Annotated in this window: 13 protein-coding genes and 1 tRNA gene; 4 read left to right on the plus strand and 10 right to left on the minus strand. The window is 57.4% G+C overall.

The annotated features are described in order from the left end of the window. Positions 1–58 precede the first annotated feature (58 nt). From ACR0K4_RS19695 to ACR0K4_RS19705, 3 genes are read right to left on the minus strand one after another with little or no spacing between them, the layout of a single operon-like run. Positions 59–1,729: a sulfatase-like hydrolase/transferase gene (locus ACR0K4_RS19695; protein WP_480855399.1), complete on the minus strand. Its 1,671-nt coding sequence runs from the start codon at positions 1,727–1,729 to the stop codon at positions 59–61. A gap of 15 nt (positions 1,730–1,744) precedes the next feature. Continuing rightward, positions 1,745–1,975 carry a (Na+)-NQR maturation NqrM gene (gene nqrM, locus ACR0K4_RS19700; protein ID WP_480520764.1) on the minus strand — a complete coding sequence of 77 codons (231 nt, stop codon included), beginning with the start codon at positions 1,973–1,975 and terminating at the stop codon, positions 1,745–1,747. Between the two features lie 15 nt (positions 1,976–1,990). Further along, a complete protein-coding gene (locus ACR0K4_RS19705; protein WP_480855400.1) occupies positions 1,991–3,016 on the minus strand; it encodes an FAD:protein FMN transferase in 1,026 nt (341 codons plus the stop codon). A gap of 375 nt (positions 3,017–3,391) precedes the next feature. On the opposite strand from ACR0K4_RS19705, the gene ACR0K4_RS19710 reads away from it, so the two are divergent. Continuing rightward, on the plus strand, positions 3,392–3,916 hold the full coding sequence (locus ACR0K4_RS19710) for a CBS domain-containing protein (RefSeq protein WP_480855401.1): 525 nt from the start codon (positions 3,392–3,394) through the stop codon (positions 3,914–3,916). Positions 3,917–4,081: 165 nt separating this feature from the next. Continuing rightward, entirely contained in the window at positions 4,082–5,095 is a 1,014-nt protein-coding gene (locus tag ACR0K4_RS19715; RefSeq protein ID WP_480855402.1) for an NAD-dependent epimerase/dehydratase family protein, read from the plus strand. 33 nt (positions 5,096–5,128) lie between these two features. Here ACR0K4_RS19715 and nqrF read toward each other — a convergent pair whose 3' ends face one another. Genes nqrF through ACR0K4_RS19745 form a run of 6 tightly spaced genes read right to left on the minus strand, consistent with a single transcriptional unit; the run spans position 5,129 to position 11,001 of the window. Beyond that, a complete protein-coding gene (gene nqrF / locus ACR0K4_RS19720; protein ID WP_480520772.1) occupies positions 5,129–6,352 on the minus strand; it encodes an NADH:ubiquinone reductase (Na(+)-transporting) subunit F in 1,224 nt (407 codons plus the stop codon). Positions 6,353–6,362: 10 nt separating this feature from the next. Beyond that, positions 6,363–6,971: an NADH:ubiquinone reductase (Na(+)-transporting) subunit E gene (gene nqrE, locus ACR0K4_RS19725; protein WP_480520774.1), complete on the minus strand. Its 609-nt coding sequence runs from the start codon at positions 6,969–6,971 to the stop codon at positions 6,363–6,365. Continuing rightward, positions 6,971–7,624, minus strand: a complete 654-nt coding sequence (locus ACR0K4_RS19730) for an NADH:ubiquinone reductase (Na(+)-transporting) subunit D (RefSeq protein ID WP_170710614.1) — start codon at positions 7,622–7,624, stop codon at positions 6,971–6,973. The genes nqrE and ACR0K4_RS19730 overlap by 1 nt, the downstream gene beginning before the upstream one ends. Beyond that, positions 7,624–8,451 (minus strand): Na(+)-translocating NADH-quinone reductase subunit C, encoded by an 828-nt coding sequence (locus ACR0K4_RS19735; protein WP_480520776.1) that lies wholly within the window; start codon positions 8,449–8,451, stop codon positions 7,624–7,626. The genes ACR0K4_RS19730 and ACR0K4_RS19735 overlap by 1 nt, the downstream gene beginning before the upstream one ends. Beyond that, the gene (locus ACR0K4_RS19740; RefSeq protein WP_480855403.1) at positions 8,444–9,652 is read right to left on the minus strand and encodes an NADH:ubiquinone reductase (Na(+)-transporting) subunit B; all 1,209 of its coding nucleotides are present in this window, start codon (positions 9,650–9,652) and stop codon (positions 8,444–8,446) included. Before ACR0K4_RS19740 ends, ACR0K4_RS19735 begins: the two co-directional genes overlap by 8 nt. 5 nt (positions 9,653–9,657) lie before the next feature. Beyond that, a complete protein-coding gene (locus ACR0K4_RS19745; RefSeq protein WP_480855406.1) occupies positions 9,658–11,001 on the minus strand; it encodes a Na(+)-translocating NADH-quinone reductase subunit A in 1,344 nt (447 codons plus the stop codon). 291 nt (positions 11,002–11,292) lie between these two features. Here ACR0K4_RS19745 and ACR0K4_RS19750 point away from each other — a divergent pair, with 291 nt between their 5' ends. Further along, the gene (locus ACR0K4_RS19750; protein WP_480855404.1) at positions 11,293–12,408 is read left to right on the plus strand and encodes a THUMP domain-containing class I SAM-dependent RNA methyltransferase; all 1,116 of its coding nucleotides are present in this window, start codon (positions 11,293–11,295) and stop codon (positions 12,406–12,408) included. Between the two features lie 124 nt (positions 12,409–12,532). Next, positions 12,533–12,609: transfer RNA gene (locus ACR0K4_RS19755), tRNA-Pro, on the plus strand. Between the two features lie 741 nt (positions 12,610–13,350). On the opposite strand, the gene ACR0K4_RS19760 is transcribed toward ACR0K4_RS19755, so the two are convergent. After that, positions 13,351–14,339, minus strand: a 989-nt coding sequence (locus ACR0K4_RS19760; RefSeq protein WP_480855405.1) for a Gfo/Idh/MocA family protein, incomplete at its 5' end; no start/stop codon positions are given.

Consider the following 14,339-nt stretch of genomic DNA (forward strand, 5'->3'; position numbering starts at 1 on the left):
ATCTTCTACCCCCTGCCCGCGCAAGGTTGAACCGTCTTTTCGGGCCGCTGGCACAGAATTAGTCCGGCTTGTAGTCGCCAAAGGGCCGGGCCTTGCGGTTGCGGTACTTCACCGTCAATTCCAGCGGCATATCGTTTTCGTCATAGATGCCGATCACCACGCCGGTTCCCCGGCTTGATCCGCGCATGTTCAACAACTGCTCTTCGGACCGCGTTGTGCGCTGCGACGGACGCCGCGCCCAGGCGAACAGGTGGTCATACATCTCGGCAATGACCTCTGCGTGCTGGGTGCTTTCGCCCAGATCGGTCAGTTCATTGGGATCATTCTCAAGATCGAACAGCAGCGGGCGATATCCACCTTCACAGTGGATCAGCTTCCATTTCTCGTTCGCGACCATGAACATGACCGCATCGCGGACCGAGGCATTCAGCACCTGCGCAATGGGCGAGGCGGAATAGTCATATTCGCAGATCACCACATCGCGCGGGGTGCTGTTCGCCTGACCGCACAGGATCGGCAACAGTGAATGCCCTTCGAGGATGTGCCCGGCGGGTTCTCCGCCCGCGATCTCCAGAAAGGTGGGGGCCAGATCGATGGATTCGACCAGCGCATCACAGGTGGTGCCGCGTGTGGCGTCGGCCTCGGGCGACGGATCGTAGATGATCAGGGGCATTCTGGTCGAGGCGTCGTGGAAGAAGGTCTTCTCTCCCATCCAGTGATCGCCCAGAAAATCTCCGTGGTCCGAGGTCAGCACGATCATGGTATCCTGCATCCGCCCGGTTCGTTCCATCCAATCAAACAGCCGCCCCATCTGATCATCGGCCTGTTTGATCAGGCCCATATAGGCGGGGATTACAGCCTCGCGCACATCCTGACGCGAGAATGTCTGACCGATCTTCGTATCCATAAACGCCTTGAGCACCGGATGCGCGTTCTGCCGCTCGGCCTCGGATCGGACAACGGGCAAAACATGCTCGGGACCGTACATCGAGGCGTAGGGCTCGGGCACGATATAGGGCCAATGCGGCTTGATATAGCTTAGGTGGCAGCACCAAGGCTCGTCATGGGTTTCCATGAACTCGATCCCACGGGTCGTCAGATAGGGCGTTTCGCTATCTTCCTCGGCGATATTCGCCGCCTCAGATGAGTTCTTCAGGAACCAGCCCGACAGCACGTTGCCATCGGCATCCAGCCCGGAATTGGCAAAGTCGTGCCACGGGTTGTCGCTCTCATACCCTTTGTCTTTGAGGTATTCATTGTATTTTTTGGCTCCGTCCGGGTCATAGAAGCCGTCTGGTCCTTCGGGTCGCATCCCGTCATCGCGTTCAAAGACGTCAAAGCCGCATTCCGCCACGCGCGCGCCGATCAGGCTGTCGGGTTCCAGCCCCAGCCGGGCCATCCCTTCGGCATCGGCGCGCATGTGGGTTTTGCCGACCAACCAGCAATCCATCCCCGCCTTGCGCAGGTGATCGCCCATCGTCATCTCGCCCACCTTCAGCGGGATGCCGTTCCATGACGCACCGTGAGAATGCACATACCGCCCGGTATAGGTCGACATGCGGGAACTGCCGCAGATCGGGGACTGGATGTAGGCGCGGTCAAAACGTACGCCCATCGAAGCCAGACGGTCGATATTCGGCGTTTGCAGATGCGGATGCCCGTAACAGCTGAGGTAATCCCAGCGCAGTTGATCGAACATGATGAAGAGGATGTTCTTGGCTTTGCTCATGCCAAGAGGGGTATCCTAGCCTTCCATCTGTTGCAGCATCTTTTTCGCGCGCTTGCACTGCAACTGGTCCCGCAGGGGGCTGTCGGGGTCGATATCTTTCTGACAGACCACGCATTTGTCGGCACCCGAAATCGCATTCAGACCACCGCAGCTGCCCTTGATGGTTTTGCCCATCAGCATCACGCCCAAGGACATACCGACCATGATGATAAGCAAAATGACAAAAGCCAGAATAAAGGTGGTCATGTCAGGACAGGTCCTTCAGTTCGATCCCAGCAAGGTTTGAAACGCGCTGCTTTGGACCGTGATATAGGTTTCTTCGTCGCCTGTCACATCCCGCGAGATGAAAAACACGGCAAGTTTATGCTCCTCGGCCAGCTCCAGACCGGCCTCCTGCCCCAGCGCCAGCATCGCCGTGGCCCAGGCATCCGCCATCATGGCATTCTCGGCCAGCACCGTGACCGACGTCGTTCGGTGCGTGATAGGTCGCCCGGTGGTCGGATCGATTATGTGCGAGTATCGAACACCGTCCTGTTCAAAGAAATTCTTGTAATCCCCGGATGTGGCCATACCCAGATTGTCAAGTGGTACAACAAGTTGAATGGCTTGCACGCCTGCTTCGGGTTTTTCCACACCAATGCGCCAGCTTTCACCCTTGTCGTTTTCACCCATGGCCACCAGATCACCGCCGATCTCGACCATGTAGTTTTCAATCTCGGCCTCACGCAGGGTCCCGGCAACTGCGTCGATCCCATAGCCTTTGGCAATTGCGGACAGGTTTATCCCGACCGCCGGATCAGACTTGGTCAAAGTGCCCGCCACACGATCCAATGTGAGCAACCGCGCCTGACCAACCTTGCTCAATGCGGCCGCAATCTCTTCTTCCGCAGGCACCGGGTCTTCGGGTTTGCGCGGGCCAAAGCCCCAAAGTTCGATCAAAGGTCCCAAAGTCACGTCAAAAGTGCCGCCGGACTTCGCATGTACGTCATTGGCCGCCTCGATCACCAGCGCAAATTCGTCCGACACCGATTGGGCGTCAGTGCGATCCGAGGCAGAGAAGACAGACACTTCGGAATTTGGGTCCCAGTTGGACATTTTTGCATTCACATCCGCCAGGGTTTGATCCACTGCGCGGGCCAGCCCGGCCTCATCCAGATCGTCCCCAATGGCCGTGATGTTGAACGTGGTCCCCATTGTCTCGCCAGACAGGCGCACGACGTCGGGTGCGCCGTCAAACCAGCATCCGGCGGTGATCAGAACCAAGGCAAAAACTGTCAGGTGACGCATAGGGCAACCTTTTGGAATAGTCGTGCCCGGCATATGCCAGTGCCCCTTTTCAGAGTCAAACGAAGCTCAGATTTTCAACGGCAGAAACGCCAGAACGCACAGGCCGATTGCGGCCGGAATTCCGAACAACCAGGCCCGCCTCTGCCAACCCGGCGGCTGGTTTTTCCATGCCATCCGGAAATTGTGACCACAGACCACGACAACAAAGAAGATCACAACGGCCACGGGTGGAGTCAGGTAGATTTGGCTTAGCAGCGTAATCATCCTTACAATTTGACCGGGAAACAAAGGATTTCAAAAATGCACCCTATACAGCGCCTGCGCCTGCGGTAAGGTGGTTCCAACAGGCAGATCAAATGAAAAAGGAGATCGCTCATGGCTCCAAGCTCTTACCAGCCGCCCACACGGGGCGACAAGACCGATCCGGCAACCCGCAGTCAATCGGCCGAGACGAATTTGTCGCATTCGCATTCCACGGTCGCGAAACTTCTGGAAGGCAAAGGAGACGCGGTATTTTCCGTGCGACCCAATGACACGATCCACTCGGTGGTTGAGATTCTGAAAGAAAAACGCATCGGCGCCGTTGTTGTCACCGACCAGAACGGTGCGTTGCAGGGAATTCTGTCCGAGCGTGACATTGTGCGTCGGATGGCTGAAACGCCCGGCCAGACCCTGCCACAATCGGTCCAAGACCTGATGACCCGCGAGGTGAAATCCTGCGCCCCCGAAGACCCGTTGATGAGCGTGTTGAAAACCATGACCGAAGGCCGGTTTCGTCACATGCCGGTTTTGCGGGACGGCAATTTATGCGGTGTCATCACCATAGGCGATGTGGTCAATTTCCGCTTGAACGAGCTGGAATATGAAGCCCTGAAGATGAAGCAGATGATCGTGGGCTAAACAGGCCTGCTGCGGCGTCAGAAACAATGGCTGCGGCGACAGGCGCTTTGTGTGTAGAAACACTGTTGTCAAAACACGGCTCGGGCAATTGCTGGCGACGTACTTGACGGCGTGCCCGAGAACGTATCTGTGACAACAGAAGTTGCTCCAGCATCCGGGATGGCCATGAAACGAGTATTGATTACGGGAACCGCAGGGTTCATCGGGTTTCACCTTGCCAGATTGCTTCTAGCCGACGGATTCCGTGTGCATGGCTATGACGGAATGACCGACTACTATGACGTCGCGCTGAAGCGCCGCCGTCATCAGATGCTGTTGCAGAACCCGGCCTTTTCGGCGACCGAGGACGTTCTGGAAAATCATGACCGGCTGACGCAGATCGGCGATGAGTTCGAACCCGATGTCATCATCCATCTCGCAGCTCAGGCCGGCGTGCGCTACAGCCTTGAAAACCCGCGCAGTTACGTCGATTCCAATGTCGTGGGCACGTTCAACGTGATGGAGCTTGCACGGCAGCATAACGTTGATCACCTGCTTATGGCCTCAACCTCGTCCATCTACGGTGCGAATGAGGACATGCCCTTTACCGAGGTCGACAAGGCCGATAATCAACTGACCATCTACGCCGCGACCAAAAAGGCGAATGAGGCGATGGGCCATTCCTACGCGCATCTGTGGAATTTGCCGACGACGATGTTTCGCTTTTTCACCGTCTACGGCACCTGGGGGCGACCTGATCTGGCTTATTTCAAATTTGTCGATGCCATTCTGAACGAACGCCCCATCGATATCTATAATCACGGAGAAATGTACCGCGACTTCACCCATGTCGAAGACCTGGTGCGCGGCATCCGATTGCTGATCGATGTCCCTCCCGAACGTCCAAGCAGCTCTGATGAGATCGAAGTGGGCGACAGCCTGTCTCCGGTTGCACCGTATCGGGTCGTCAATATCGGCAATGGGGAAAAGGTGCGCCTGATGGATTTCATCGAAGCCATCGAAGAGGCGGTCGGGCAGAAAGCCATCCGAAACTACATGCCCATGCAACAGGGCGACGTACCTGCCACATGGGCCGACAACAGTCTGCTGCAGCGTCTGACCGGTTACCGACCCGAAACACAGCTGAAAGACGGTCTGGCGCAGTTCGTCGCCTGGTACCGGGACTACTACAACAAATGAAAACCGGCGCGTGTTGCGCCGGTTTCATCTGAATTATCCGCCGAAATCGTCCAGCATGATGTCTTCGCGGTCCACACCCAGATCCAACAGCATGTTGATGACCGACTGGTTCATGATCGGGGGGCCGCACATATAGTATTCGCAATCCTCGGGCGCCGGGTGGTTCTTGAGGTATTCCTCGAACAGCACGTTGTGGATGAAGCCGGTATAGCCTTTCCAGTCATCCTCGGGCTGCGCGTCTGACAAGGCGACATGCCAGTCGAAATTGTCGAACTCTTTGGCCAGAGTGTCGAAATCCTCGACAAAGAACATCTCTTTCTTGGACCGCGCACCATACCAGAAGCTGATCTTGCGGTTGCGGTTCTCAAGGCGCTTGAGCTGGTCGAAGATGTGGCTGCGCATAGGTGCCATGCCCGCACCACCACCGATAAAGACCATCTCTTTCTCGGTTTCACGCGCAAAGAATTCACCAAACGGGCCCGAAATCGTAACCTTGTCGCCCGGCTTCAGGTTGAATATATACGACGACATCTGACCCGGTGGGATACCTTCGGAGCCCGGAGGCGGTGAGGCCACGCGGACGTTCAGCATGATCATGCCCTTCTCGTCCGGATAGTTGGCCATGGAATAGGCCCGTTCGATAGGTTCGCCCACGACGGATTTGTACTGCCACAGATTGAAGCGATCCCAATCCTCGCGGTACTCTTCCTCGACATCGAAATCGGTATAGGCCAGCTGGTGCGCAGGCGCTTCGATCTGAATATAGCCGCCGGCGCGGAAATTGACGTCTTCGCCTTCTGGCAGGTCCAAAGTCAGAGCCTTGATAAAGGTCGCGACGTTTTCATTGGACCGGACGGTACATTCCCATTTCTTGACACCAAAAACCTCTTCTGGGACTTCGATATCCATGTCCTGCTTGACCGCGACCTGACAGGACAGGCGGTCGCCACAAGCAGCCTCACGCTTGGTGATATGGCTTTCTTCCGTTGGCAGGATCGACCCCCCGCCCGAATGCACTTTGACGCGGCATTGTGCGCAGGTGCCGCCACCGCCACAAGCCGAAGGCACGAACAGCTTCTCGGCCGCGAGCGTTTGCAGCAATTTGCCGCCCGCTGGCACGGATACCGTTTTTTCACCGTTGATGGTGATGTTGACATTCCCGGTTGAGACCAGTCGGGAGCGCGCAGCCATGATGATGGCCACCAACCCGATCACGATCAGAGTGAAAAGAGCGACGCCTAGAGTGAAAGTTTCCATCGACGCCTCCTTACAGCTTCACGCCCGAGAAGGACATGAAGGCCATTGCCATCAGACCTGCGGTGATGAAGGTAATCCCCAGCCCTTGCAGGCCATCAGGGATGTCCGAATACTTCAGCTTTTCGCGCACGCCCGCCATTGCGGTGATCGCCAGCGCCCAGCCAAAGCCCGAGGACAGGCCATAGGTGGTTGCCTCGGCAAAGTTGTAGTCACGCTCAACCATGAACAGAGAACCCCCGAGGATGGCGCAGTTCACTGTAATCAGCGGCAGGAAGATCCCCAGCGCGTTGTAGAGCGGAGGGAAGTATTTATCGAGCACCATCTCGAGGATCTGCACCATCGCCGCGATCACGCCGATGTACGAGATCAGGCCGAGGAAGGTTAGGTCCACATCCGGGAACCCCGCCCAGGCCAGCGCGCCGGGTTTCAGCAGATAGTTCAGCAGCAGGTTGTTCGCAGGCACGGTGATGGCCTGCACCACCATGACCGAAATCCCCAGACCAAGCGCGGTCGAAATCTTCTTGGACACGGCGATGAAGGTACACATCCCCAGAAAGAAGCTGAGCGCGAGGTTTTCGACAAAGATGGCCTTTACGGCCAGTGAAATCAGGGCTTCCATCAGTGCGCCTCTACCTGCTGGATTTTGTATTCACGTTCCTCAACCTGGTTCGGCTTCCATGTGCGGAAGGCCCAGATGATCAGACCAATGATGAAGAACGCCGACGGTGGCAGCAGCAGCATGCCGTTGGGCACATACCACCCGCCATTGTTGACGGTCTGCAGGATGGTGACGCCAAATAGCGAGCCCGCGCCGAACAGTTCGCGAATGAAGCCGACCAGCAGCAGGATCAGGCCATAACCCATCCCGTTGCCCATCCCGTCGATGAAAGATGCGACCGGCGGATTTTTCATGGCAAACGCCTCGGCCCGGCCCATCACGATGCAGTTGGTGATGATAAGGCCGACGAAAACCGACAGAGTTTTCGAAATCTCAAAGGCGTATGCCTTGAGTATCTGATCCACCAGGATCACCAGCGAGGCGATGATGACCATCTGCACGATGATCCGGATCGAGCCCGGAATCTGGTTGCGCAGGCACGAGATGAAGAAGGACGAGAACGAGGTCACGAAGATCACCGCCAGCGCCATCACCATCGACACCTGCAGCGAGGATGTCACCGCCAGCGCCGAACAGATACCCAGCACCTGAAGCGTGATCGGATTGTTGTCGACAAGCGGGTCGACCAGCATCTCTTTTTTGGTCTGGGACATCAGATCTCTCCTGCTTGCAGATTGGCCAGGAATGGAGCGTAACCCGCATCGCCCATCCAGAACCGCACAAGGTTATCGACACCGACCGAGGTCAAAGTCGCACCGGCCAACGCATCAACGTAGAAGTCAGGACCTGCCGCAGGCTGCGACTTGGCAACGGTGATCTGCAGATCACCCGCGTCATCGCGCAGCCGCTTGCCGTTCCACAGCGCCTTCCAGCGCGGGTTGTCCACTTCGGCCCCAAGACCGGGTGTTTCGCCATGCTGATAGAATTGCAGGCCGTAAATGTCGTTGCCGTTGTTTTCCAACGCAATGAAACCATAGAGCGTGGACCAAAGGCCGTACCCGTGCAGCGGCAGGATCACCTTGTCCAACTCTCCCGCATCGTCGCGCAGCAGATAGATCACGCGATATCTGGACTTGCGTCCGATCCCGGCCGGGTCATCATCCAGCGCGACGCTGAGGTCCGGATCGCTGGCGGCTGCGAGATCGTCGAACGTAGCCGGATCGAACTGATCATCGACGAATTTGCCGGTTTCCAACTCAAGCACATGCGGCTCGAACGCGGCAAAAGCCTCGGTCACGTCGATACCGGGCTCATAAACACCTGCCACCTGCAGAACGTTGACCTGCTTGTCTTTCAGCGCATTTGCTTCCTGCACCGGACGCAGGCTGACTGCGGCTGCCGAAACGACCATCGAGGCCACCAAGCACACAGCAACAGCGATGATGATGGTCTTGCTGACCGAATCCGGCGAGGCCGCCAGAAACTTGGCAAACGCGCCCTTGGGGGCCTCGTTTTGATCCGGGGATTGCGTATCAGACATGGCGACGCGCCCTCCGTTTGATGTTGGCTTGCACGACGAAATAGTCGATCAGCGGCGCAAAGACGTTGCCGAACAAGATTGCCAGCATCATGCCCTCGGGGAAAGCGGGGTTAATGACGCGGATCATCACAACCATGACACCGATCAGCGCGCCGTAGATATAGCGGCCCAGGTTGGTGTGGCTGGCGGAAACGGGCTCGGTCACCATGAAGGCCAGACCGAAGGCGTAGCCACCCAGAACGATGTGCCAGTACCAGGGCATTGCGAACATCGGGTTCGTGTCGGACCCGATCAGATTCAGCAGTAGTGAAAAGCCGATGGTTCCGGCCAGACAGCCCACAATCAAGCGGAAGTTGGCGATCTTGGTTGTCAAAAGGAAGGCCAGACCAATCATACAAGCCAGTGTCGAAGTTTCCCCGAAGCTGCCCTGAATCGTTCCGAAAAACGCGCTTGCCCAGGTGATGCCTTCACTCGCCAACGCCTGAACGCCCTGTGCAGCAGTCACACCCAGCGCTGTCGCGCCAGAGAACCCGTCTACCGGCGTCCAGACCGAATCTCCGGACATGCTGGCCGGATAAGCGAAGTACAGGAACGCCCGCCCAACCAGCGCGGGGTTTAGGAAGTTCTTGCCAGTGCCGCCGAATACCTCTTTGCCGATGACGACACCAAAGATGATCCCCAGCGCCACCTGCCAAAGAGGCGTGGTAGCGGGCAGGATCAGCGTGTAAAGCATTGAGGTCACAAGGAAACCTTCGTTCACCTCGTGCCCACGCACTGTGGCAAAGATGACCTCGAATATACCACCCGCGACCAGTGTCGTGATGTAGATCGGCAGGAAATACAGCAACCCATGTATCACATTGGCAAACAGGCTTTCCGGGCTCAGCGATATGCCAAACATCTGCAGCAGAGTAATCCGCCAGCCTGTTGCCGCATCCGGCCCCAGCGTCGCGATTGCCGAGTTGGCCTGATAGCCGGTGTTCCACATCCCCCACAGAATACAGGGGATCGTCGCGATCACGACATATGTCATGATCCGCTTCATATCCACGTAAGACCGCGCATGCGGCGCGACGGTGGTGACAGTTTTCGGTGTGTAGATAAAGCTTTCGACCATCTCGTAGATGGGGAAATACTTCTCGTACTTGCCGCCCTTGGTAAAGTTCGGCTCAATCCGGTCAAAGAAGCTGCGCAGACCCATGTGGCTTAGCCCTCCTTCTCAATCTTGGTCAGGCAGTCGCGCAGCGCCAGCCCGTATTCATATTTCGCCGGGCAGGCAAAGCCCACAAGGCCCAGATCTTCTTCGTCCAGTTCCAGCGCCCCCAGCGCCTGCGCCGTGTCGGTGTCCATCACCAAAAGCGCGCGCAGCAGTTGCGTGGGCAGATAGTCCTGCGGCATCAGCTCCTCGAACACGCCGGTCGGCACCATCGCACGGCGACCTCCGTTCAGGTTCGACGTGAAGGCGTAGAGTTTCTTGGCAAATGCCGACCCCAACACCGGCTGGACTGAGTATTTCGACGGCATAGGAAGAATCCAACCCAGCGTGATCTGGTCATGATCTTCACGAATAATCGCAACTTGCCGCGCAAAGCGGCCAAGATATGCCGTTGGGCCCTCGGCGTGACGTCCGGACAGGATCGAGCCGGAAATAATCCGCGCAGTCCCATCAACATCGACCTCATCACGGGTCAGATCGTCCGTTGACGCCCCCATTACGGTGCGAATCAATCGCGGCTGGCGGGCACCCGGTCCGGCCAGTGCAATCACGATATTGGGATCCAGATGGCCGGTCTGCATCAGACGACCAATGGCGATCACGTCCTGATAACCGATGGTCCAGACCTGCTTGTCCCCGGCCAGAGGTTCGAGAAAGTGAATATGTGTTCCGGCCAGGCCCGAGGGGTGAGGACCAGAAAACGCCGCAGCTTCGACGCCTTGCAAATCGGCACCGGGAATCGATGCACCTTCCTGATGACACAGGTATGTCCTGCCCTCGGTCAACTGCGATACGGCAGCCAGCCCGGCAGCGAACGCCTCATTGGCATCGCCAATGATCAGCGCTGCGTCCCCCGCCAGCGGATCACTGTCCATCGCGGTGACAAAAATAGCGGCAGGCTTGGTGCCCGGTTCAGGCATCTTGGAATAGGGTCTGGTGCGGAACGACGTCCACAGACCCGCAGCGCAAAGCTTGGCCGTAATCCCTTCGGCACTGTCAGCATCGCCAATGGCAGAGAAATCGACGCCAGCGTCATTGGCGTCCGAAACCTCGATCACAACACTCTGCAACACCCGGCGGGCGCCGCGGTTGATCGCCACGACCTTTCCGCTCAGCGGCGCAACCATCATCGCATCGGGCGCATCCTTGTGGCAGAACAGCGGTGTGCCACGTTGAACCTCGTCGCCTTCCTGCACCAGCATCTTCGGCTTCAGACCAATGTAATCCGCGCCCAGAACGGCAACAGATGTAAATTCTGGTCCCGGTTGAATCTTCTGTTCCGGCGCACCTTGCACCGGCAGTTCCAACCCTTTTTTCAGTTTGAAAGTTTGCATGTCGCTACGGTCTTCCAAGCCTCTTTCCTGCACCACGTCGCTTCGGCCCCGGCATCGTGGCACAAAACGGCATCAACGCGTAAGCCTTTGAGCGAGAAAAAGTGCGCAAGCACCCGTACCCGACCGAAAGCCCTCCAATGATCAGAGACCCTTTACGCGGGGACGGCTCCAAACGCAAACCTGTTACCGCTCAAACCAATCTGTCGGGCGCAATTATCGCAGGCACACCCGGTCATCCGGCGAGTCAATTTGCTTGTCGCGCCGGGAATCGTTCCGGTGTAAGCAATCGAAATGGAACAGACCGACACATTAGGCATCTTCTTGATAGCAACACCTGGCCTGGAGGCCCCATTGCTGGCCGAGGCTGTCGAACACGGGTTCTCACAGTCGAAAATCGGACCAGGTGGTGTCACGTGCCGGGGGACCTGGGCGGATGTCTGGCGCGCAAACTTGTACCTGCGCGGCGCAAACAAGGTTCTGGTACGTCTGGGCAGTTTTCCTTCCGTGCATCTGGCGCAACTGGACAAGCGATTGCGCAAGTTTCCATGGGCCGACACCCTGCGCCCCGATATCCCTGTGAAGGTCGAGGCCGTTTGCCGCAAGTCGCGAATCTATCACGCCGGAGCCGCGAAACAACGGGTTGAAGGCGCAATTTCGGAAACGCTTGGCGCTCCAATCTCAAACGATGCTCGCCTGCGTGTTCTGTTGCGCATCGAAAAGGACATCTGCACTATCTCGGTCGACAGCTCAGGAGACCCCCTTCATAAGCGCGGTCACAAATCCGCAACCGCCAAAGCCCCCATGCGCGAGACGATGGCGGCTATGTTCTTGCGCGATTGCGGCTTTTCTGGGCACGAACCCGTTCTCGATCCGATGTGCGGCTCGGGCACCTTCGTGATCGAAGCCGCCGAGATTGCGTGCGGATTACGTCCCGGCAGATCCCGGAGCTTCGCATTTGAAGATCTGGTGGGATTCGATGCTGAGACTTGGTCTGAGATGACTGCCTGTCACACGCAAGGCGCATCTGACTTCCGTTTTTATGGATCCGACAGAAACAGTGGCGCGATTGACGCTGCAACCGCCAATGCAAGCCGCGCTGGCGTAACAGAGGTCGTGCAATTCCATCAACGATCTGTCAGTGACATCAAACCCCCTTCCGGGCCAGTCGGACTGGTCATCGTCAACCCGCCTTACGGCGCGCGCATTGGTGACGAAAAGCGCCTGCGTGCGCTTTACGGAAGCCTTGGAAAGGTTTTACTGAGCCGCTTTCAGGGCTGGCGCGTTGGCATCGTGACCAGTAACCACTCCCTCGCCCGCGCCACACGCCTGCCCTTGCTTGCGCCCGGTCCAGTCGTTGACCATGGTGGCACCAAGGTCAGATTGCATAGAACAGAGGTACTAAGCTGAGCTCGCAATTCACGACAAATTAAACCCACGGCGAACTTCAAGCCTGAGCCCTCCTTTCGGTTATGCCCAAACCAGAATCCCTCTTGCGCATCCCATTCCCCGGGTATAGATCACCCGCCACGGTCGGAGTGTAGCTCAGCCTGGTAGAGCACTGTCTTCGGGAGGCAGGGGTCGGAGGTTCGAATCCTCTCACTCCGACCAAATTTCTAAATGTCAAATGCAGAGACATTTTGCCTTTTGACCAAATGATTTACCTTTTTGCCAACTAAAGTTACCTCCGGTTGCCTGGAGTGTTGCTAGTTCAACTCTTAAATTTGAACGTACGGCCCTCAAGGGTCATCGTAAGCCAGATTTCACACGGCAATGCAGCGTTCTCTAAATCGGCGACTCAGAAATTTGCATGGTGCCCAAGGTAACGCTTTGAGATTACGGTTTGGTAAACGCATGGCCTCTTCCGGATCTGCTGCGGGAAGGTACGACTGGCAACTGCAAGCGCTTGAGGACATCCGAACTTTTCGGTTGTTGTTATTACAATAGATGTCGTGCGCACTCGTTTGCGCACCTTTGTGCCGGCACAGCATGCAAGACCTTATACAACGATGATTTTGAAACCGTTGTTTGACGATTAAATCTTTATAAGAATAGAGAAGTTTATGTTGGCCCCGTACGCTGCCAGCGGTCATGCGCGACGTTTGATCCACTGGATCAAACGCTTAACGCTTTGACTTATCACATCGACTTAAACAGCCCCAGTGGCGCTGACGTCAGACAGAGGTGCCTTGTCATGATTGCCTCCCGCCTGCCGATGACAGAAGGGAAGCCAATCAAGACCTCAATGGAAATCCGCCAATTGAATACGCCCCCTAAGCCCGTTACGCGGAATTGCCCTACGAATGGATTTCTGCCGGGCACTTCTTTCCTGAACGCCAATGGCGTGACAGTTCAGGAATCGCCAATATTCCCAGGCAATTTCTGCCAACTACAATCTGCCTCAGATGACGCCAGTGTAGCGGCGATAAAGTGCATGCCTAGAAGTCCATCCGCGATGCCGGGTAGAAGGCTGCCTTCGTCTGCGCCGTTTCGGATCAGGTCGGCGGCCTCGGTGTAAAGCGTTGCGAAGCCTTCCAAATAGCCTTCGGGATGACCGCCCGGCACGCGGGTCACCGCGTTGGCTGCATCATTTGCACCGGCCCCGCCGCGTGTCAGGGTCTGCGTGGGCTGGCCAAAGCGCGTGAACTGCATGTGGTTTGGGTGTTCCTGAGCCCATTCCAGCCCGCCGGTTTCTCCATAGACCCGCAATCGCAGGCCGTTTTCGTTGCCCACGGCAACCTGACTGGCCCACAGCACCCCACGCGCGCCGCTGGCATAGCGCAGCAGGATATGGGCATTGTCGTCGACCAAACGGCCCGGCACCATGCTGGACAGGTCCGCAGCCAGATGCGAGGGGACCTGACCGGTCACAAAATGCGCCAGATTGAAGGCATGGGTCCCGATATCGCCGATGGCGCCCGCCCCCGACCGGGCCGGATCGGTGCGCCAGTCGGCCTGTTTGTTGTCGGATGCCGCTGGTTCAGTCAGCCAGTCCTGCGCGTATTCCACTTGCACCAGCCGCAGCTTGCCCAGATCACCCGCCTGCACCATCTCGCGCGCCTGCCGGATCATCGGATAGCCGGTGTAGTTATGCGTCAGGATGAAAAGCGCCGCTGAGGCCTCGGCGGCGGTTTTGATCCGCGCTGCATCCTCAGCCGTGGCCGCCAGCGGTTTGTCGCAAATGACATGGATACCCGCGTCGAGAAACGCAATCGCCGGGTCGGCATGCATGTGGTTCGGCGTCACGATAGCCACGGCGTCGATCCCGTCATCACGGGCGGCCTCGGCCTGCGCCATCTGACGGAAATCGGAATAAGACCGTTCGATCCCCAACTCCTGCG

Source organism: Ruegeria sp. K11, from assembly GCF_056531905.1.

What these genes read in the sequence shown, in the direction of transcription:
- nqrE (WP_480520774.1), bottom strand. Translation starts at nt 6,971, where the DNA reads ATGGAAGCCCTGATTTCACTGGCCGTAAAGGCCATCTTTGTCGAAAAC.
- ACR0K4_RS19750 (WP_480855404.1), top strand. Translation starts at nt 11,293, where the DNA reads ATGGAACAGACCGACACATTAGGCATCTTCTTGATAGCAACACCTGGC.
- ACR0K4_RS19730 (WP_170710614.1), bottom strand. Translation starts at nt 7,624, where the DNA reads ATGTCCCAGACCAAAAAAGAGATGCTGGTCGACCCGCTTGTCGACAAC.
- ACR0K4_RS19705 (WP_480855400.1), bottom strand. Translation starts at nt 3,016, where the DNA reads ATGCGTCACCTGACAGTTTTTGCCTTGGTTCTGATCACCGCCGGATGC.
- ACR0K4_RS19695 (WP_480855399.1), bottom strand. Translation starts at nt 1,729, where the DNA reads ATGAGCAAAGCCAAGAACATCCTCTTCATCATGTTCGATCAACTGCGC.
- ACR0K4_RS19745 (WP_480855406.1), bottom strand. Translation starts at nt 11,001, where the DNA reads ATGCAAACTTTCAAACTGAAAAAAGGGTTGGAACTGCCGGTGCAAGGT.
- ACR0K4_RS19735 (WP_480520776.1), bottom strand. Translation starts at nt 8,451, where the DNA reads ATGTCTGATACGCAATCCCCGGATCAAAACGAGGCCCCCAAGGGCGCG.
- nqrM (WP_480520764.1), bottom strand. Translation starts at nt 1,975, where the DNA reads ATGACCACCTTTATTCTGGCTTTTGTCATTTTGCTTATCATCATGGTC.
- ACR0K4_RS19710 (WP_480855401.1), top strand. Translation starts at nt 3,392, where the DNA reads ATGGCTCCAAGCTCTTACCAGCCGCCCACACGGGGCGACAAGACCGAT.
- nqrF (WP_480520772.1), bottom strand. Translation starts at nt 6,352, where the DNA reads ATGGAAACTTTCACTCTAGGCGTCGCTCTTTTCACTCTGATCGTGATC.
- ACR0K4_RS19740 (WP_480855403.1), bottom strand. Translation starts at nt 9,652, where the DNA reads ATGGGTCTGCGCAGCTTCTTTGACCGGATTGAGCCGAACTTTACCAAG.
- ACR0K4_RS19715 (WP_480855402.1), top strand. Translation starts at nt 4,082, where the DNA reads ATGAAACGAGTATTGATTACGGGAACCGCAGGGTTCATCGGGTTTCAC.